The following is a 19491-nucleotide window of genomic DNA, read 5'->3' as shown; positions in this document are numbered from 1 at the left end:
GCCTCCGGGCTCGGGCGGTTCTCAGGGCTCATGTGCGGGTGCTTGCCTTCGGTTGCGGTGCTTGCTTTCGGTTGCGTGCTGTCTTCGGTGCGAGAGGGGCGGTCGGCGGGTTTCAGATCACCCGGTACGTATCGTCGCGCGTATCCGTGATGAGCATCCGTCCCGGTGCGTGGGTGAGTGCGAACGGCGGCCGTGACTCCATGACCGCCGCCTGCGGGGTGACCCCGCAGCCCCAGAACACCGGGATCTCGCCCGGCCGGATGTCCACGGGGTCGCCGAAGTCGGGCCGCCCCAGGTCCTCGATGCCGAGCACGGACGGGTCACCGCAGTGCACCGGGCTCCCGTGCACGGCGGGCAGCAGGGCCGTCTCGCGGATCGCCGTGGACAGCAGCTCGGGCGGGATGGGCCGCATCGAGACCACCATCCGCCCGCTCAGCCGGCCCGCGCTGCGGCAGGGGCGGTCGGTGAGGTACATCGGCACGTTGCGGCCCTGTTCCACGTGGCGCATCGGGATGCCGGCGGCGGTGAGCGCGGCCTCGAAGGTGAAGCTGCACCCGATCAGGAACGTGACCAGGTCCTCGCGCCACCACCCGGTCACGTCCCTGGGCTCGTCGGTCAACTCGCCGTCCTGCCACACGCGGTAGCGCGGCAGGTCGGTGCGCAGATCGGCGCCAGGCGCGAGCCGCGTGCGCCACTCGCCCTTGTCGGTGACGTCGAGCACCGGGCAGGGCTTGGGGTTGCGCTGGCAGAACAGGAGCGTGTCGTACGCCCAGTCCGCGGGCACCGAGATCAGGTTGACCTGGGTGTGACCGGGCGCCCAGCCCGCCGTGGGCTCGTCCGCGCCCGCCCGGAAGTGGGCGCGTGCGGCCCGCGGCTTGCGGCGGTGGAGCGGCAACTGGCCGCTCTCGTACGGGGCATGACGGTCCGTGAGGTGTGCTCCGTGCCGTGTCATGTGAGCTCCCGGCCGCGCGTCTCGGGCAGTCCGACCAGGGCGACGACCGCGATGCCGTACGCCAGCGCGCCGAACACGAGCGCTCCGCCGACGCCCCAGCTGTCCGACAGGAAACCGACCAGCGTGGGGAAGACGGCGCCCACGCCGCGGCCCGTGTTGTACGTGAATCCCTGGCCCGTGCCGCGTACGGCCGTGGGGTAGAGCTCGGCGAGGAAGGAGCCGAAGCCGCTGAAGATCGCGGACATGCAGAACCCGAGCGGGAAACTCACCACGAGCAGCAGCCCGTTGGAGCCTTCGGGGATCGAGCCGAACGCCAGGATGCACAGGGCGGACAGGACCGCGAAGAGCGCGATGTTGCGTTTGCGGCCGAGGACGTCCGTGAGGTAACCGCCGGTCAGATAGCCGATGAAGGCGCCCGAGATCAGCACTGCCAGATAGCCGCCGGTGCCGACGACGGTGAGGCCGCGCTCGGTCTTGAGGAACGTGGGGACCCAGGTGGCGAGGGTGTAGTAGCCGCCCTGCACGCCGGTCGACAGAAGTGCGGCGAAGAGGGTGGTGCGCAGCAGTCCCGGCTTGAAGATGGCAGCGAAACTGCCCTTGTGCGGGCTCCTCTTGCGTGCTTCGGCGGCCTCGGGGGCGTCCTGCACGTTGCGCCGGACGTAGAGCACGAGCAGGGCGGGCAGGGCGCCGGTGAAGAACATGACGCGCCAGGCGGTGTCGTCGTCGAGGAACTGGAAGACCAGCGTGTAGACGAGCACGGCCAGGCCCCAGCCCGCGGCCCAGGCGCTCTGGATCGCGCCGAGTGTGCGGCCGCGGTGCCTTGCGCTCGCGTACTCGGCGACGAGGATCGCGCCGACCGCCCACTCGCCGCCGAACCCGAGGCCCTGGAGGGCGCGGAAGACCAGCAGCGTCTCGTAGTTGGGCGCGAAGCCGCAGGCCACGGTGAACACGGCATACGTGACGACGGTGACGATCAGGGCCTGCACGCGGCCGATGCGGTCCGCGAGCACGCCGGCGAGCGCGCCGCCCACCGCGGAGACCACCAGGGTCACCGTGGTGAACAGGCCGGTCTGGCCGTTGTTCAGACCGAAGTAGGCCGCGATCGCGACCATGCTCAGGGGCAGCGTGAAGTAGTCGTACGAGTCCAGCGCATAGCCGCCGAACGCGCCCGCGAAGGCGCGCCGGCCGCGCGGGCCGAGGTCCCTGAACCAGGCCAACGGGCCCTGTTCCGCCGGGAGTTCGGGGTCTGTGCTCGCGGGCGTGTCGGGGACGGCCTTCAGGTCGCGGGACGGTGGGGTCGCGGTCATCCGGGCACCTCGCTGTCGGTGGAGGGGAGTGTGCCTGTGCTCGTGCCTGTGCCTGTGCCTGTGCGGGGTGTGCCTGCGTGCGGTGTTCGTCACCGTAGAGGATTGTTGAACGATTCCTCAATACCCATGGTGGAAGGTTCGTGGATTCTGCGGTTGAATCCCGGCCATGAACGGGCTCGAGGACGACCGCGCACTGCTCGGCCGCACCAGCACCGCGGAACGGGTCGCCGGCATCCTGCGCGGCCGGATCGCGGACGGCTACTTCCCGCCGGGGGAGCGGCTGTCGGAAGAGGCGATCGGCGCGGCCCTGAAGGTCTCACGCAACACGCTGCGCGAGGCGTTCCGGCTGCTCACGCACGAGCGGCTGCTCGTCCACGAGCTCAACCGGGGGGTGTTCGTACGGATCCTGACCGTCGAGGACGTCGAGGACATCTACCGCACCCGGCAGCTCGTGGAGTGCGCGGTGGTGCGCGGACTCGGCAGGCCGCCGTACGCGCTGGACGGGCTGCGCGGCGCCGTGGAGGACGGGCGGCGGGCGGCGCGGGCCGAGGACTGGGCGGGAGTGGGCACGGCCAACATCCGCTTCCACGGCGAACTCGTCGCCCTGGCCGGCAGCCGGCGCACGGACGAACTCATGCGCAGCGTCTTCGCCGAACTCCGACTCGCCTTCCACCTCGTCGACGATCCGCACCGCCTGCACGAGCCGTATCTCGCGCGCAACGCGGAACTGCTCGACACGCTCGACGGGGGCGGACGCGCGGCCGCCGAGAAGCTGCTCGCCGGGTATCTGGAGGATTCGCGGCTGCGGGTGGTCGAGGCGTACGCGCGCCGGCTCGCGGAGGGTTCGGGCGCCTCCGGGGTGTGAGGCGCGGCACATTCGGGTGCGGGTCGGCGTGCTGGGCGAGACGTCGTGAAGCAGCGGGACGAGGTGCCGTGAGGCTTCGGGACAAGCAGTCCCAACTGCGCCGTTTCGGTCGTTGTCAGTGTGAGCGCCTAATCTTTGCGTCGTGACTGCTCCTGCCCCGGCGAAGATCCACCCGTCTCCGGCACCGGGCCCGGCCGCCGACGAAGGCCTGGCGCGGCGCCTGCGCGCGCTCGCCTGCACCGCTCCGCTGCACGATCTGGATGTGCGCAAGGCCAACCTCGCCGGTGAGTACACGGTGTACGCGATGGCCGAGGTCGCCCTCGCGGCGATCGATCTCGTCACGCTGAACATGGACTTCGACACCGGCGCCGACCACGAGCAGATCGTTGCCCGCCTCATCCCTCGCATCGCCGCCCAGGCCCCGCAGCGGCCGGCCGCCGAGCACGAGCGGGTGGCCCGCTGGGTCCTGGAGAACCTGATCAATGTCGGCAGCGTGGACCGGGGCTTCCGCGCCGTGTACGGGACCTTCGCGCCCGACGGCAGCTATGTCCGGCGTGACTACGACTTCAAGCTGATCGAAGAGGTCCCGGGGTACGGGGGCGGCGTCTATCTCCGTACGACCGATGAGGCCGTCAATGTCCTCGTCGGCGCCCTCGACACGGACGTCACCAGCGCGCAGATCGCCGCCGAGGTCAAGCTGGAGGTCCTGATCAGCCGCGGCCGGCTCGCGGACGCCCAGCTCGCCGCCGAGCAGGCCCGCTACCGGACGGTGCAATACTCGGAGACGCTCCGCCGGGCCCTGGACGCCACGCGCCGCAATGTGCGCGCGGTCGACTGGCTCGAAGCGGTGCCCGACATGATCGCCGAGGCCCTCGACCACGTGGCCGACCGCTACCGGCACGAGAACGCGATCCTCACCAACATCCGCAAGGCCCGCGACGAGGCCGAGGACCAGGAGCACAAGCGCCGCGCCGCCGAGCTCGTCGACATCGTCAAGGACTGCATCCGCCGTCATACGCAGCTTCAGTCGCGGCTGCTCGAAGCGGGACCGCTGTTCCGTGCCGAGCAGGACCGCCAGGCCTTCGCGCCACCGTCCGGACGGATCGGGCTCGACCTGTACGGGCAGCTGGTGGCGCCTCTGCTGCCGCTCCCCGTGGAGCAGGCGATCCGCGTGACCGACGCGTTCTTCGCCCGCGGCACCGGGCTGCGCACGCCCACGTCCGTACGCGTCGGCGACCTGGTCGACATACTGCTGACCCCGCCCCTGGAGCGGGAGCACCTCGGCGCCGAGATGCCCGAGCCGGACGTGATCGCCACGCCGGACGACAGCCGGTTCAGCGAGGAGCAGCTCGCCCGGGCCATGGAGCTGCTCGACCTGGAGCACGAGGCACCGCGGCGTCTGTCGGGGCTGCTGGCCGACGCGCGCCGCATCGACCCCGAACTGCCGTATCTGGTCGCCCTGTTGGCGGTCCACGCGGCGAGTCCGCCGGTGGGCACGGCCTACCGCCAGGGCGAGCAGAAGCTGTTGTTCGCCGTGGACGACGGGACGCAGCTAGACGACCCGGAGTTCGGCGGCGCCGACCTCATCGTCGGCACCGCCCTGCTGGACGCCGCCGGCATGGCGGCCGACCGGACGGAGGCGGCGTGACCCGTCTGCTCGTCCACCACTTCTCCACCCCACGCGACAAGGAGCCCCGCCCGTGACCGACAAGGACGTCGAGACCGGCACCTGGGGCGAGCCCGAGGCACGCCCCGCGGCCGCGCCGGTCACCCCCGCCGACGCCGCCGACGCGGCACGCCTGGTCTCCTTCGGCCTGCAGCCCAAGCTGCTGCCCGCACGCGACGCCGAGTACGCCGAGCTCCTTCGCCGCTACCGCGAGGACCCGCCGTTCGCCCGCCTCGCCGACGCCGTGGCCAGCGGACTCGGCCTGGTGGTCCTCGAGGTGTCGCCGCGCGCGGGCATGGCGGTGACCGCCGCCGAGGACTCGCTGTTCGCCGTGCGCATGGGCGACTACGCGCGCCGTGCCTCCTCCGACGCGGGCGACCGCTTCCTGCACGGCCTCGCCCACCTGGCGATGGCCGCCCTCGCCTTCCCGCGGCCCGAGGACCTCGCCGACGACGGCTACATCGGCCGGATCACGGTCAACGGCGTGGACGCCTTCGTCCGCCAGGCCTGTCAGCGCCTCGAAGAGCGCGCCGAGGAGGCCGGTGAGAACACCGACCCCGCCTCCGACGCCCCCGGCCTGGAGTCCGCCTGGCGGATCTGGGCGCGGCGCAGCTCGACCGGTGCCACCAAGGACGCACGGCGGCTTGCCGGTTCGACCACCGGCATCGTCTCCAAGGCCGCCGCCTTCCTCACCGACTCCGGGTTCCTGCAGCGCACCGGGGACGATTCGGGCGGTACGTATCGCACGACGCCGCGTTATCAACTGCAGGTGCGCGACATGGCCGGTTCCGCCGCCATGGCGGAGCTGCTCGACCTCGGGGTGGTCCCCGTGAGCGACGGCTCCGCGAGCCTGACCGTGCCCACGGCGGGCGAGGACCTGGAGCTGGTGGCGGGGGCCGGACTGCCGTTCCACGCCGACACCCCCTGACCGCACCCGCCCGCCCCTTCGCCCCGCCCCTCCGTTCACGAGAGTCCGCCATGTACGAGCTGTCCCGGGTCCGCCTCTACTCCATCGGCCCCGCCGGTGCGCGCTATGCCGACACGGTCCTTGACCTGCGCGGTGTGGGCGAGCCCGTGCCCGACCCCGCGCCGCAGCAGGCGGAGTTCTTCGCGGAGGAGCCCACCGGGCCGCAGCTGCGCCCGGCCCCGGCCGGCGTGCTGTTCCTGGAGAACGGCGGCGGCAAGTCCGTCCTGCTCAAGCTGATCTTCTCGGTGATGCTGCCCGGCCACCGCAACACCCTGGGCGGCGCGAGCTCCGGTGTGCTGCGCAAGTTCCTGCTCGCCGACGACTGCGGGCACGTGGCCCTGGAGTGGCAGCACACCCTGACCGGCGAGTGCGTGGTCGTCGGCAAGGTCAGCGAGTGGCGCGGGCGCCAAGTCTCCAACGACCCGCGGAAGTTCGCCGAGGCCTGGTACTCCTTCCGGCCCGGACCCGGCCTCAGCCTGGACAACCTGCCGGTGGCGGAGTCCACGGCGGTACGGCCCGTCGCCGAGGGCACCTCGGGCGCGCAGGGGCGGCGCCGCACGATGAAGGGCTTCCGTGACGCGCTCACCGAGGCGGGCAAGGCGTACCCGCACCTCGAAGTGCACTGGGAGGAGATCCACGACCGCTGGAACGAGCACCTGGGCGACCTCGGCCTCGACCCCGAACTCTTCCGCTACCAGCGGGAGATGAACGCCGACGAGGGTGAGGCCGCCGGACTCTTCGCGGTCAAGAAGGACTCCGACTTCACCGACCTGCTGCTGCGCGCGGTCACCGACACCCGTGACACCGACGGGCTCGCCGACCTGGTCAGCGGCTTCGGCAACAAGTTGGGGCGGCGCGCCGAGCTGATCGCCGAGCGCGACTTCACGGCCGGGTCCGTGGACCTGCTCGGCAGGATCGTCGAGGCCACCGAGACCCGGGCCCGGGCCCGCGAGGTGCACGCGGGCGCCGAGCGCCGCACCCGCAGCCTCGCCCGCCGCCTCTCCGCGCGCGCCGTACAGGAGCGTGCCCGGGCCGCCGAGCTCGCGCAGCAGGTCACCACCGCCGCGCACACCGTCACCGAGGCCGAGCGGGCCCGCGGCGCCAGCGCCCTCATCGCGGCCGAACTCGCCTACCGGCACGCCTCGTTGGCGCTCGCCGCGGCCGAGAAGGCCGCCGCAGCGCAGAAGCGCGAGCTGGCCGACGCCCGCACCCTGCACTCCGCCTGGCAGGCCGCCGAGGCCGTCCTCCGCTCCCGCGCCGCAGCCGACCGCTCGGCCCGGGTGGCCGCCGCGATCCGCGAGGCCGAGCGGGACGCCGCCCCCGCGCTCGCCGCCCGCGCCAAGGCCGCCGCCGACCTCGTACGGGCGCTGCACACCGCCGCCGAGAGCGCCGAGCGGCTGGCCGACGAGGAGGAGGAGCGCTCCGCCGCGCTCCAGGAGGCCGGCGAGGCCGCGCACCGCGACGCCACCGTGGCCGCCACCGACGCCCAGCGCGCCCGCAGCGAGATCGGGCATCTGCGGCAGCGGCTCAGCGAGGTCGAGCAGGAGACCGCCGAGGCCGTACGGGCCGGCTGGCTGGACGACACCGCACCCGACGCGGACCCGGCCCGTGCCGCGCTCGCCGCGAGCGACGCCGAGAAGAGCGCCGTCGCCGCCTGGGACACCGCCCGCGAAGCCGCCCGCGTCACCGCCGAGCGCGCCAAGGAAGCCGCGTCCACCGAGGCCCGCGCCGAGCTCACGGCGGCCCGCGCCGCCGACGCGGCCCAGGCCGCGGGTCAGGCCTACGAGGCGGAGCTGCGCACGGCCGAAGCGCTCGCGGCCGAGGAGCGGCTCGTCGAGCTGCTCGGACTGCCCGGCCGCGAGACGGTGTCCGGGGCGGAGGCCCGCGGCGGAGTCCCCAAGCCGCGCACCGACGACCAAGGCGAAGGTGAGTCGGCCGCACGGCCCCACGGCGAGTCGGCCGCCCGCCCGCAAGGCCCCCTGACCGCGATCGAGTTGGACCGGTACGCCGACGAGTTGCGCGAGCTGCTCGACAGCGGTGTGACGGCCGCCGAGCGCCAGCTCTTCGACCTGCGCACCGCCGCCGCCGACGACTCCCGGATCCTCGGCGCCCTCGGCGACGGCGGACTGCTCCCGCCCGGCCCCGACGTCCTCGCCACCGTCGAGTACCTCGGCGAGCACGGCATCCCCGCCCTGCCCGGCTGGCGCTACCTCGCCCAGGCCGTGGCGCCCGCCGACCACGCCCGGGTGCTCGCCGCGCGCCCCGAGCTGGTCGACGGCGTGGTGATCACCGACCCCGACACGCACGCCCGCGCGCGTGAAGTCCTCGGCGCCGCCGCCCTGTTGCCGCGTTCCGCCGTGGCCGTGGGCACGGCCGCCGCGCTGCTCGCGCCCACGCCCGCCGAGCAGGACGGGCCCGCCGAGGTCTTCCTGGTACCGCCGAACCCGGCGATGCACGACGAGCAGGCCGCCGACGAGGAGCGGCAGGCCCTGCGCGCCCGCGCCACGCAGCGCGACGAGGAGATCCGCGCGCTCGCCGCCCGGCTCGGCAAGGACCGCGAGCTCGCCGCACGGCTCGCCTCCTGGCGCACCGGCTGCCCCGCAGGGCGGCTCGCGGAGCTGGAGGCGGCCGCGAGCGCGGCGCGCACCTTCGCCGAGGAGGCCGAGGCCGAGCTGACCGAGGCGCGGGCCGCCCGCGCCGAGGCCGACGAGGCCGCGGCCGACGCCGCGCGCGTCCGGGACGAGAAGCAGGACGCCGCCCAGCGCGCCCGGCGCACCGCGGACGCCCTGGCCGGTCTGGCGTTCCGGCTGCGCGAGCGGGCCGGCTGGCAGGTCAAGCTGCGTGAACTGGCCGACGAGGCGGCCGAGTCGGAGGCCAAGGCGCAGGCCTGCCTGGAGCGTGCCCGCGCCGCCGACGAGGACCGCCGCGCCGCCCAGCGCGCCGCCGACGACGCCCACCGCACCGCCCGCGCCCTGCGCGCCGAGCGCTCCGAGATCGCGGGCGCCCCCGACGACGTACCCCTGGACGAGCAGGCACCCAAGGCCCCGCTGCCCGCCCTGCGCGAGGCCTACCGGGCCGCCTCCCAGCTGTACGAGAAGGTCGGCGTCGGCGCCGACCTGCGGGCCGAGCAGGCGCGTGCCGAGTCCGACGAGTCCGCGGCCCTCGCCGAGCTCGACCGGCTCAGCAACAAGGTCCGCACCCGGGCCGCCCAGCTCCTCGAAGGACCCGACGGCGCCGACGGGCCCTCGCGGCAGGCCGCCGCCGCGCGCGCCGAGTCCCTGGTGCAGATGCTGGAGACCCGCGCCTCCGCCGCGAGCGAGCAGCTCGGCCGGCTGCGCGGCGAGGCCGAGCGGCACGCACCCGAGGACGGCGAGGCGCACACCGAGCTGCCCGAGGACCGCACCCCGAAGGACGCCGAGCACGCACAGGCGCTGCTGCGCACCGCCACCGCCGAACTGGCCGCCTGCACCGACGCGTTGAGCACCGCCCGCGAGCACCACGCCGAGCTGCTCACCGCGCACCGGGCCGCCGAGGACGGCGCGGGCGGCTTCGACGAGACCGCCGCGCTCCTGCGCGACCTGCTGCGCGACCACCATTCCGACGACGAGGCGGAGAGCGAGCCGGAGCCCTTCCCGGGCACCCTCGAAGAGGCCCGCCAGTCGGCGGGCGAGACCCGTCGTTCGCTGCGCGGCTGTGCCACCGACCTCTCGGCCGCCGAGGCCGCCGTGCGCGAGGCGAGCGACGTCCTCGTCCGGCATGCCAACTCCACGCGCTACGAGCAGGTACGCACCCCCGCGCGGCAGCAGATCCGCGAACTGCCCGCCGCCGTACTGCCCGAGCACGCGAAGAAGTGGGCCGAGGCCTTCGCGCCCCGACTGCGCGTGCTCACCGACGAGTTGGCGCAGCTGGAGCGCAACCGCGACAGCATCGTCGACCGCCTTCGCGGCCTCGTCGAGTCCGCGCTCGCCACGCTGCGTTCCGCCCAGCGGCTGTCGCAGCTGCCCGAAGGGCTCGGCGAGTGGTCGGGGCAGGAGTTCCTGCGGATCCGCTTCGAGGAGCCCGATCAGGCCACGCTCACCGAGCGGCTCGGCGAGGTCGTGGACGAGGCCACGCGCGCGGCCGTCAAGAAGAACTCCGACCTGAGCAGGGACGGCATGTCCCTGCTGCTCAGGGGAGTGCACGCCGCGCTGCAGCCGCGCGGCATCGCCGTGGAGATCCTCAAGCCCGACGCGGTGCTGCGCGCCGAGCGGGTGCCCGTCGGGCAGATGGGCGACGTGTTCTCCGGCGGCCAGCTGCTCACCGCGGCCATCGCCCTGTACTGCACGATGGCCGCGCTGCGCAGCAACGACCGGGGGCGCGACAAGCACCGCCACGCCGGCACGCTGTTCCTCGACAATCCGATCGGCCGCGCCAACGCCACGTATCTCCTGGAGCTGCAGCGCGCCGTCTCGGACGCGCTCGGCGTGCAGCTCCTTTACACCACCGGCCTGTTCGACACGACGGCGCTCGCCGAGTTCCCGCTGGTCATCCGGCTGCGCAACGACGCGGACCTGAGGGCGGGCCTGAAGTACATCAGCGTGGAGGAGCACCTGCGCCCGGGCCTGCCGCAGCAGCGCCCGGACGGCGAGACGGTGCACGGCGAGATCACGGCGACGCGGATGTTCAAGCGGCCCGTGGAGAGCGTGAGTTGACCGCGGCCGGGCGGTGAGCCCCGGCGCGAGGCACGGGCGGGCGCTCAGTCCAGGAGCGCCCGCACCCAGGTGTGGAACCCGCCGATGTGATGCTCGGAGGGCACCAGGACCCCGCCGTCGCGGTACGCCTTCGAGCTCATCGCCGGCTGGGTGCGTTCGCAGGCCTCGAAGTCCTGGGCGTTGACGCGGTGGAAGAGCTCCACCGACGCCGACACGTCCGCGCCCGACGCCACGACCTCCGGCGCGTACAGCCAGTCGCACTCGACCACCGTGCGGTCCACGGCCAGCGGGTACATGCGGTGCAGGATCACGTGGTCGGGCACCAGGTTGACGAACACCGAGGGCCGGACGGTGACGGCGTAGTAGCGGCGGTCCTGCGCCTCGGCCACCTTCGGGAGCCGCGCGAAGCCCGCGCTGCCGTCCACGGTGAACCCCTTCACCTCCTCGCCGAACAGCGCGCCGTGCCCCACGAAGTACTGGGCGGCGAGACCGTCCGCGAACTCCGGGAGCACTTCGGTCAGTTCGGGGTGGATGGTCGCGCAGTGATAGCACTCCATGAAGTTCTCGACGATCAGCTTCCAGTTGGCCCGCACGTCGTACGTGATACGGCGGCCGAGCGCCAGCTCCGCGACGTCGTAGCGCTCGATCGCGGCCGGGTCGCCGAGCCGTTCGGTGGCCGCGCCGATCACCGTCTCCTCGAAGGACGGAGGGGCGTCGGCGAGGCACACCCAGGCATAGCCCAGCCACTCGCGCAGCGCCACCGCGCGCAGCCCGTACGCCGCACGGCCCACGTCCGGCATCTTCGACAGGTTGGGCGCGGCCACCAGCCTGCCGTCGAGGTCGTACGTCCAGGCGTGGTACGGGCATTGGAGGTTGCGGCGGACCTCACCCGACTCGGCGGTGCACAGCCGGGCGCCCCGGTGCCGGCACACGTTGAGGAAGGCGCGCAGCCCGCCGTGGCGGTTGCGGGTCACGAGCACCGACTCGCGGCCGATCTGGACGGTGCGGTACGCCCCCGGCTTCGGGAGGTCGGCCGCGCGGACGGCGCAGATCCACCGGGACTCGAAGATGCGCTCCTGTTCCCGCAGGAACACCTGCGGGTCGGTGTAGGCGGAGCCGGGGAGGGTGGCGCGCAGGCTGGAGGCGCTGGAGGCAGGCGCGGACGTCATGGCGGTGGGGCCTCTCACACGGGCGGCGGCGCGAACCGTCGCGGGTCGAAGAGTGAGATGGGGTGCTCCGTCGCACCCCGCAGCGCGAGATCGGCCAGGATCTCGCCGACGACGGGCACGAACTTGAAGCCGTGCCCGGAGAATCCGCAGGCCACGGTCACCGCGTCCGGATGACCGGGGTGCCGGGCGATCACGAAGTGTTCGTCGTCCGTGGTGGAGTACATGCAGGTGGCCGCCCGCAGGAACGTCCCCGGCAGCGTGGGCAGATGACGCCGGGCCTGCGCGGCCATGGCGTCGATCTCGTGCCGGTGGACGGTCCGGTCGATGGTCTCGGGGGTGCACGGTGCGCCGTTCTTGCGGAAGAAGGCGACCTTCGCGCCGCCGTCCGGACCGTCGATCGCCGGGAAGCCGTAGATCTGGACGTCCGCGGAGTCCTCCCAGATGTAGATGGGATGGCGTTCCGGACGATACGGCTCCACCCCGCCGGCCGGCTGGAACCAGTACATGATCTGCCGCTCGATCGTGATCGGCAGACTGAGCCCGGAGAGGATCTGGGGCGCCCACGCACCCGGACAGATCACCAACTGCCCCGCGGTGTAGGTCCCTTGGGCGGTCTCGACGCGGACATGGTCGCCCAAGGCCTCCCAACGGAGTGCCGGTTCCTCGAAGTGCAGGTCGGCGCCCGCGCGTTCGGCGAGGCGGAGCTGGGCCGTGACGGTGTTCTCCGGTTTGAGCAGCCCCGCCCGTGCCTCGTACAGGGCGACCTCGTCGTCCGCGGGGGAGAGGGTGGGGAAACGCCGGCGGATCTCGGCCGCGTCCAGGAGCTCGTGCGGAAGATCCCAGGTGCGGGCCGACTCCAGGGAGCCCGCGACCGTGCGGCTGTCGGGCAGGCCGGCCATCACGCCGCCGCACAGGGTGGCGATGTCCAGGCCGGTCTCCTTCTCCAGCCGTTCGTAGAGCTCGTACGCGCGCAGCAGCAGCGGGACGTACGCGGCGCCCTCGAAGTACGACTGGCGGGTGATCCGCGAACCGCCGTGGCTGGAGCCGCGGTTGTGCGCCGGGCCGAACTTCTCCAGGCCGAGCACCCGCACCCCGCGCTCGGCGAGGTGCCAGGCGGCGGAGCTGCCCATGCCGCCGAGTCCGAGAACGATCACGTCGTAGGTGCGGGTGGGGGAGCTGGTGCGGGACACCGTGGGGCCTCCTCAGCGGCCGTGGCGGCCGATCGACAGCAGGATGTCAAGGCCGCTCAGCGGCGGATCCGGCGCATCTCCGGGTCGAACAGCGGTTCGTCCCGCACCGTCGCGAGGACCTTCTCGCCGAAATACTCGATCTGCACACCGGTCCCGGAGGGCAGCGGGGGCAGCCACGCGTACGCCACACAGCGGCCCTGCGTGTACCCGTACGCGGCGGAGGTGACGTAACCGGACACGCGTCCGTCGACGTGCACGGGCTCCTTGCCGAGGACCACGGCCGCGGGATCGTCGAGCGTGAGCGCGGTCAGCCTCCGCCGCAGCGGGCGCTGTGGGTCCAGCGCCTCGCGCCCCAGGAACTCCTTGTCCATCCGTACCGCGAAGCCGAGTCCCGCCTCGAAAGGGTCGTGCTCGTCGGTCATGTCCTGGCCCCAGGCGCGGTAACCCTTCTCCAGGCGCAGGCTGTTGAACGCCGAGCGTCCCGCCGCGATCACCCCCAGCCCCTGCCCGGCCTCCCACAGCGTGTCCCAGAGCCGCAGCCCGAGGTCGGCCGTGGTGTACAACTCCCAGCCCAGTTCGCCGACATAGCTCAGGCGCAGGGCCGTGACCGGTACGTGGCCGATATACGTCTGCCGGGCGCGGAAGTAGCCGAAGGCCTCGTGCGAGAAGTCGTCCCGGGTCAGGGGCTGCACCAGGTCGCGCGCGAGCGGACCCCACACGCCGATGCAGCAGGTGCCCGCGGTGATGTCCCGGAGCGTCACCCCGGACGGCGCGTGCCGGGTCAACCAGTCCAGGTCCGTTGGGGAGTTGGCGCCGATCTGGAAGCGGTCGGGCCCCAGCCGGGTCACCGTGAGGTCGGACCGTACGCCGCCCCGCTCGTCGAGCAGCAAGGTGTACGTGACCGAACCGGGCCGCTTCGCAAGGTTGTTGGTCGTCATGCGCTGCAGGAACTCCAGGGCACCCGGACCGGCCACCTCCAGGCGGCGCAGCGGCGTCATGTCGTACAACGCCACCGTCTCGCGGGTGGCCCGAGCCTCGGCCGCGGCGATCGGCGACCAGTAGCGGGCCGACCAGGCGTCCCGCGCGGGCAGGTCCAGCTGCTCGGCGAGCGGGGCGTTCGCCTCGTACCAGTGCGGGCGCTCCCAGCCGCCGCCCTCCAGGCTGAACGCCCCCAGCTCCTGCTGCCTGGCGTGGAAGGGGCTCACCCGCAGCGGGCGCGGCTGCACCATCGGCTGGAGCGGATGCAGGACGTCGTACACCTCGACGAACTGCTGGGCGCCGCGCCCGGCGACATACGCGGGGGAGCGCTGGGCCTCCTCGAAGCGGGTGAGCACGCACTCGTGGAGGTCGATGCCCGGGTGCCCGGTCGTGATCCACTCGGCGACCGCCCGGGCCACGCCGGCCGAGTGCGTCACCCAGACCGCCTCCGCCAGCCAGAAGCCGGGCAGCTCCGGGCTCTCGCCGAGCACGGGGAAGCCGTCGGGCGTGAAGGAGAAGATCCCGTTGAAGCCCTCCGCGACCTCGGCCTCGCGCAGCCCCGGCATGAGGGCCCGGCAGTCCTCCCAGCTCGGCGCGAAGTCCTCCGGCGTGAAGGCGAGCGAGGACGGCATGACCGGCGCTTCGTCGTATGCGGGGAGCGTCGCCGGGTCCACGGGCAGCGGGCGGTGCGCGTACGAGCCGATGCCGAGCCGGTCGCCGTGCAGCCGGAAGTAGAGGTCCCGTTCCTGGTGGCGCAGGATCGGGGCGTTCGCGGGCAGGTCCACCGGACCGGTGCGGACGTACTGGTGGGCCAGTGGCTGGAGCGGGACGTCGACCCCGGCCATCCGCCCGATCACCGGTCCCCAGAAGCCCGCGGCCGACACCACCAGATCCGCGGGGAAGCTGCCCCGGTCGGTGACGACTCCGGTGACCCGTCCGTCGGCGCGCTCGATGCCGGTGACCGTGTGCCGGTCGAGGAAGCGCGCGCCCCGGGCGGTGGCCTGTCCGATCTGGGCCGCGCAGGCCCGTACCGCGTCGGCGAGACCGTCGTCGGGGGTGAGGAAGCCGCCGTACAGCGTGGACGCGTCGAGCGTGGGCCACAGCTCCTTGCACCGGGCCGGCCCGATCAGCTCGCCGCGTACACCCCAGGAGGCGGCGAGACCGGCCCGGCGGTGCAGATCGGCCCAGCGCTCCGGGGTGGTGGCCAGCTCCAGGCCGCCGACCGCGTCGAAGGCGCCGAGGGCGGTGAGCTTCCCCACGGTGTACGCGGCGAGTTCGGTCATCGTCTTGGACGGGTTGGTCTGGAAGACCAGGCCGGGAGCGTGCGAGGTGGAGCCGCCCGCGGCCGGGAGCGGGCCCTGGTCGAGGACGGTGACGTCACTCCAGCCGCGGGCCGTCAGCTCGTCGGCGAGCGAGCAGCCGACGATGCCGGCGCCGATGATGATCACTTTGCGTGGAGTCGGAGGCGTGCCGGACATGACCCTCCTCGCGTGCGTGGCTGCGTGCGGTGGGTGGGCGACGTGCGGTGGGTGACGTGCGGTCGGCGGGCGACGTGCGGTCGGCGGGGGCCGGGCCGGGCGCGGGGTCTGCTAGGCGTGCGGCACGTTGGCGCGTTCCGCGCCGATGGTCGTGTCCTGACCGTGGCCCGTGTGGACGACGGTGCCGGCCGGTAGGACCAGGAGCCGCTTCCGTATCGAGGTCTCGATGGTCGGGCGGTCCGAGTACGAACGGCCGGTCGCGCCCGGACCGCCGTGGAACAGCGTGTCGCCCGTGAACACGGCGTCCAGGAACGGCACATGGAGCGAACAGCTGCCCCAGGTGTGGCCCGGGGTGTGGACCACACGCACCGAGACGCCCGCGACCTCCAGGGACTGGCCGTCGGTGAGGTCGCCGTCCGGCTTGCGGTCCGGGTGCACCGCCGACCACAGCTCGCGGTCGGCGGGGTGCAGCAGCACCGGCGCACCCGTGAGCCCGGCGAGCTCGACGGCCGCGCCGATGTGGTCGTCGTGGCCGTGGGTGCAGACGACGGCGGTGACCCGGCGCGCGGCGGTGGCGGCCTGGATCGCCGGGGCGTCGTGCGCGGCGTCGACGATCAGGACCTCGGCGTCGTCGCCGATCAGCCAGACGTTGTTGTCGACGTCGAAGGTCTCCCCGTCGAGGCTGAAGGTCCCCGAGGTGACGACCCGTTCGGCGCGCACCGGGCCGTTCGCCGTCATCAGAGAACCACTACCGAGCGGAGGACTTCGCCGCGGTGCATCTTCGTGAAGGCCGCCTCGACCTGTTCGAGGGCGATGGTCTCCGACACGAATCCGTTCAAGTCCAGCTTTCCGCTGAGGAATTGGTCGATGAGGATCGGGAAGTCCCGGCTCGGCAGGCAGTCCCCGTACCAGGAGGACTTGACCGCGCCGCCGCGCGAGAACACGTCGATCAGCGGGAGTTCCAGCGTCATCCGCGGGTCGGGGACGCCGACCTGCACCACCGTGCCCGCGTGGTCGCGCATGTAGAAGGCCTGCTTGAAGGTCTCGGGCCGGCCGACCGCGTCGATGGCCACGTCGACGCCGAAGCCCTCGGTCAGTTCGCGCACCGCCTCGACGGGGTCCGTGCCCTGCGCGTTGACCGTGTGCGTGGCGCCGAAGCGGGTGGCGCCGTCCAACTTGCGGTCGTCGATGTCGATCGCGATGACGCGCCGGGCACCCGCGAGCGAGGCCCCGGCGATCGCCGCGTCGCCCACACCGCCGCAGCCGATCACCGCGACGGTGTCGCCGCGCGAGACACCGCCCGTGTTCACCGCCGCGCCGTAACCGGCCATCACACCGCAGCCGATGAGCCCGGCGGCCTCGGGCCGCGCGGCCGGGTCGATCTTCACCGCCTGCCCGGCCGCGACCAGGGTCTTCTCGGCGAAGGCGCCGATGCCCAGCGCCGGGCTGAGCGGAGTGCCGTCCAGGAGCGTCATCGGCTGGGCGGCGTTGCGCGAATCGAAGCAGTACCAGGGGCGGCCGCGGCGACAGGAACGGCAGCTGCCGCAGGGCGCGCGCCAGGCGAGCACCACGTAGTCACCGGGCGCGAGGTCGGTGACGCCCTCGCCCACCACCTCCACGATGCCCGCAGCCTCATGGCCGAGCAGGAACGGGAACTCGTCGTTGATCGCGCCTTCGCGGTAGTGCAGATCGGTGTGGCACACCCCGCAGGCCTGCACGGACACCAGGACCTCGCCGGGTCCGGGATCGGGGACCCTGATCGTCTGCACCTCGACCGGCGCACCGGATTTCATGGCGACGACGGCACGGACCTCGTACGACATGACTCACCCCAACTGTTGCGCTCTGCACGAAGTGTTGCGCGATGAGAGACATAGTGGGAACGGCGTGCGGAAACCGTCAAGGGGGCGACGGGCGCGGTTCTGGGCGGTGTTGACCGTGTTCGGCCGGAGCGCCCGGGACGGCTACAGCGCGTAGCCCATCCGCCGGGACAGCTCGTCCGCCCGGTCCACGGCCCGCTTCGCGAGCTCGCGCAGGCGCTCCTCGGTCAGCCGGAACACCGGCCCCGAGATGCTCAGCGCCCCGATCACCTTGCCGTCGTGCGCCCGTACCGGCGCGGCCACGGCCGTCAGCCCGATCTCCAACTCCTCCATGGCGAGGGCGAATCCGCGCTCCTCGATCGTCCGCAGCTGGTCGCGCAGCGCACCGGCGCCCGTCACCGTGTGGTCGGTGAAGCGGGGCAGGGTGCGGGCGAGCAGGCCCTCGCGCAGCGCCGGCGGCTGGTGGGCGAGCAGCACCTTGCCGCTGGAGGTGGCGTGCAGCGGGGTGCGGCGTCCCAGCCAGTTCTGGGCCGTCACGGAGGCCGAGCCGCGGGCCTGCATGATGTTGACCGCCGCGTCGTCGTCGAGGACCGCGATGTTCACCGTCTCGCCCAGCTCGTCGGCGAGTTCACGGCACAGGGGCGCGCCCTCCTGCGAGATGTCCAGCCGTACGGCCGCCGCCCCGGCCAGCCGCAGCACACCCGCGCCGAGGAAATACTTGCCGCGGTCCTGCGCCTGGGACACCAGGCCCCGGTTCTCCAGGACGCCGAGCAGCCGGAAGGCGGTGGAGCGGTGCACGTCGAGCTCTTCGGCGATCTCGGTGACGCCCGCCTCCCCCTGTTCCGCCAGGATCTCGAGGACGCTCACGGCGCGCTCAACGGACTGCACCGAACTCGCCTGCGCCTTGGCCGAACGGGGTCCGCGCGCGGGTGAAGCGGCCCGCTGCCCGGGCGACTCGCCCGTGCCGGAGCCGTTGTCCCGGGCCCGGTCCCGCCTGCTGCTCATCGCTCGCTGGTCACCCCCAGGCGGCCGGTCCGGGCCGCTTCCGCGGGAAGTGCTTGACGTGATGCGCTTCCCGCCCGGATTCTGTTGCGCAGAGCGCGCTCCAACGCGCCGTGCGCAACACGATGTTACCGAAGGGTCGTACGCGCGGTACCGCTCCGGCGGACTGCGCTGCGGATCACCGCAAGGCCGGACCCCGTCCGTCACCGCTCGTCGGATCCCGCGAACCGCCACCGGCACACGCACCCGCGCCACGACACCTCCCCGGAGCCGTCACGGCGGCTCGCGACCTCGACCCTCCCCGTCCGTCCGCACTGGGGGCCCCATGATTCCCGTCTGCCCTGTCGACGACCTCCCCGACGGTGAAGCCGTCCGCGTCGAGACCGAACCCCCGATCGCCGTCTTCCACAGCGACGGCGAGCTCTTCGCCCTCGACGACACCTGTACGCACCAGGACGCCTCGCTGTCCGAGGGCTGGATCGAGGACTGCCGGGTGGAATGCCCGCTGCACGCCGCCTCGTTCGACCTGCGCACCGGCGAACCCAGCTGCCTGCCGGCGCGCCGTCCCGTCCGCACGCACCGCGTCGCCGTGATCGACGGCGTGATCCATGTGGAGCCGCCGGCCGAGCAGGAGGGGGTGGCCTGAGGGAGCCTGCGGGCGTGCGGGGTCAGGCCCGCACGCCCGAGCATCTCCCAGGGCCCGCACGGGAGTTCAGACCCGTATGCCCGCCGCGTCCTCCCGCGGCGAACGGGCCGGTCCCGGGACGGGAGCCGGGGCCACGGCGGGCGCTGCCGCCGGAACCGAAGCCGCCGCGGGAGCTGACGCAGGAGCTGACGCGGGGCCCGATGCGGGAGCCGGAGCCGGAGCCGCTCCAGGGCTCGAAGTCGAAGCCTTCGCAGGCCGCGCCCTAGCCGACCCGCTCCCCGACCGCCGCGCCTGCCGCCGTGCCTGACGCCGCTCCTTGCGCAGCCTGCGCGCGGTGCTGCGCGGGGTGGAGACCACGCCATGGCGCTGGTTCCACACCTGGCGCGTCACCCAGACGTCGAGGACGCCCCAGGTCGACACCACGGTGCCGCCCACGCTGGCGAGCACCATGGGGAACGCCAGCGACGAGCCGGCGACGGTGCAGAAGAACGCCACCGTCGTCGCGATCAGCGTCAACGACCCCAGAATCACGGCCCGCACCGCCGCGGTGCGCACCGGATCGGGCAGTCTGCGCGTCCCCACCGGCTCCTCGACCCACAGCTCGCCGCCAGGCCCCCGCCGCTCCGCCGTCCCCATCAGCACGTCACTCCCACTCCCCACAGTCGGACGCATCCGCTCCCTATCGGGTCCGACTCATCAGTAGCTGCCCGGATTTGACCCGGTTCACTCCGCTGTCATGCGGAGTGCCGCCTGAACGTGT

Annotated in this window: 14 protein-coding genes; 5 read left to right on the top strand and 9 right to left on the bottom strand. The window is 73.2% G+C overall.

Annotated elements, in window-relative coordinates:
• Positions 1-112 precede the first annotated feature (112 nt).
• Positions 113-952: a putative hydro-lyase gene (locus BLT97_RS09665; RefSeq protein ID WP_093608403.1), complete on the bottom strand. Its 840-nt coding sequence runs from the start codon at positions 950-952 to the stop codon at positions 113-115.
• A complete protein-coding gene (locus tag BLT97_RS09660) occupies positions 949-2259 on the bottom strand; it encodes an MFS transporter (protein ID WP_093608402.1) in 1311 nt (436 codons plus the stop codon). The genes BLT97_RS09665 and BLT97_RS09660 overlap by 4 nt, the downstream gene beginning before the upstream one ends.
• Positions 2260-2425: 166 nt before the next feature.
• On the opposite strand from BLT97_RS09660, the gene BLT97_RS09655 reads away from it, so the two are divergent.
• The 4 genes from BLT97_RS09655 (at position 2426) to BLT97_RS09640 (ending at position 10448) form a co-directional block, all read left to right on the top strand.
• Positions 2426-3124 carry a GntR family transcriptional regulator gene (locus BLT97_RS09655; protein ID WP_093608401.1) on the top strand — a complete coding sequence of 233 codons (699 nt, stop codon included), beginning with the start codon at positions 2426-2428 and terminating at the stop codon, positions 3122-3124.
• 142 nt (positions 3125-3266) lie between these two features.
• Positions 3267-4772, top strand: coding sequence for a hypothetical protein (locus BLT97_RS09650; RefSeq protein WP_093608400.1), 1506 nt, complete (start codon positions 3267-3269; stop codon positions 4770-4772).
• 52 nt (positions 4773-4824) lie between these two features.
• A complete protein-coding gene (locus tag BLT97_RS09645) occupies positions 4825-5718 on the top strand; it encodes a hypothetical protein (protein ID WP_093608399.1) in 894 nt (297 codons plus the stop codon).
• A 50-nt stretch (positions 5719-5768) separates the two neighbouring features.
• Complete coding sequence (locus BLT97_RS09640) at positions 5769-10448, top strand: hypothetical protein (RefSeq protein WP_093608398.1); 4680 nt, start codon at positions 5769-5771, stop codon at positions 10446-10448.
• Between the two features lie 44 nt (positions 10449-10492).
• Here BLT97_RS09640 and BLT97_RS09635 read toward each other — a convergent pair whose 3' ends face one another.
• The 6 genes from BLT97_RS09635 to BLT97_RS09610 all read right to left on the bottom strand — a co-directional run bounded on the left by BLT97_RS09635 (position 10493) and on the right by BLT97_RS09610 (position 17971).
• A complete protein-coding gene (locus BLT97_RS09635) occupies positions 10493-11617 on the bottom strand; it encodes an aromatic ring-hydroxylating oxygenase subunit alpha (protein ID WP_093608397.1) in 1125 nt (374 codons plus the stop codon).
• Between the two features lie 14 nt (positions 11618-11631).
• Positions 11632-12747, bottom strand: coding sequence for an N-methyl-L-tryptophan oxidase (solA, locus tag BLT97_RS09630; RefSeq protein WP_093609010.1), 1116 nt, complete (start codon positions 12745-12747; stop codon positions 11632-11634).
• Between the two features lie 116 nt (positions 12748-12863).
• On the bottom strand, positions 12864-15263 hold the full coding sequence (locus BLT97_RS09625) for a GcvT family protein (protein WP_093608396.1): 2400 nt from the start codon (positions 15261-15263) through the stop codon (positions 12864-12866).
• Between the two features lie 111 nt (positions 15264-15374).
• Positions 15375-16001, bottom strand: coding sequence for an MBL fold metallo-hydrolase (locus BLT97_RS09620; RefSeq protein ID WP_093608395.1), 627 nt, complete (start codon positions 15999-16001; stop codon positions 15375-15377).
• Complete coding sequence (locus BLT97_RS09615) at positions 16001-17086, bottom strand: S-(hydroxymethyl)mycothiol dehydrogenase (protein ID WP_093608394.1); 1086 nt, start codon at positions 17084-17086, stop codon at positions 16001-16003. The genes BLT97_RS09620 and BLT97_RS09615 overlap by 1 nt, the downstream gene beginning before the upstream one ends.
• Before the next feature lie 141 nt (positions 17087-17227).
• On the bottom strand, positions 17228-17971 hold the full coding sequence (locus tag BLT97_RS09610) for an IclR family transcriptional regulator domain-containing protein (RefSeq protein ID WP_093609008.1): 744 nt from the start codon (positions 17969-17971) through the stop codon (positions 17228-17230).
• A gap of 439 nt (positions 17972-18410) precedes the next feature.
• Between BLT97_RS09610 and BLT97_RS09605 the strand changes: the two genes are divergently transcribed.
• On the top strand, positions 18411-18731 hold the full coding sequence (locus tag BLT97_RS09605) for a bifunctional 3-phenylpropionate/cinnamic acid dioxygenase ferredoxin subunit (protein ID WP_093608393.1): 321 nt from the start codon (positions 18411-18413) through the stop codon (positions 18729-18731).
• Between the two features lie 66 nt (positions 18732-18797).
• Here the strand turns inward: BLT97_RS09605 and BLT97_RS39085 are convergent, their stop codons facing one another.
• The gene (locus tag BLT97_RS39085; RefSeq protein ID WP_425442682.1) at positions 18798-19367 is read right to left on the bottom strand and encodes a hypothetical protein; all 570 of its coding nucleotides are present in this window, start codon (positions 19365-19367) and stop codon (positions 18798-18800) included.
• Positions 19368-19491: the final 124 nt, after the last annotated feature.

Origin of the sequence: Streptomyces indicus (assembly GCF_900100315.1) — a bacterium.
Classification (GTDB): Bacteria; Actinomycetota; Actinomycetes; order Streptomycetales; family Streptomycetaceae; genus Streptomyces; species Streptomyces indicus.
Note: the sequence above shows the minus strand (reverse complement) of the source record. Positions and strands in the feature narration are given on the sequence as shown.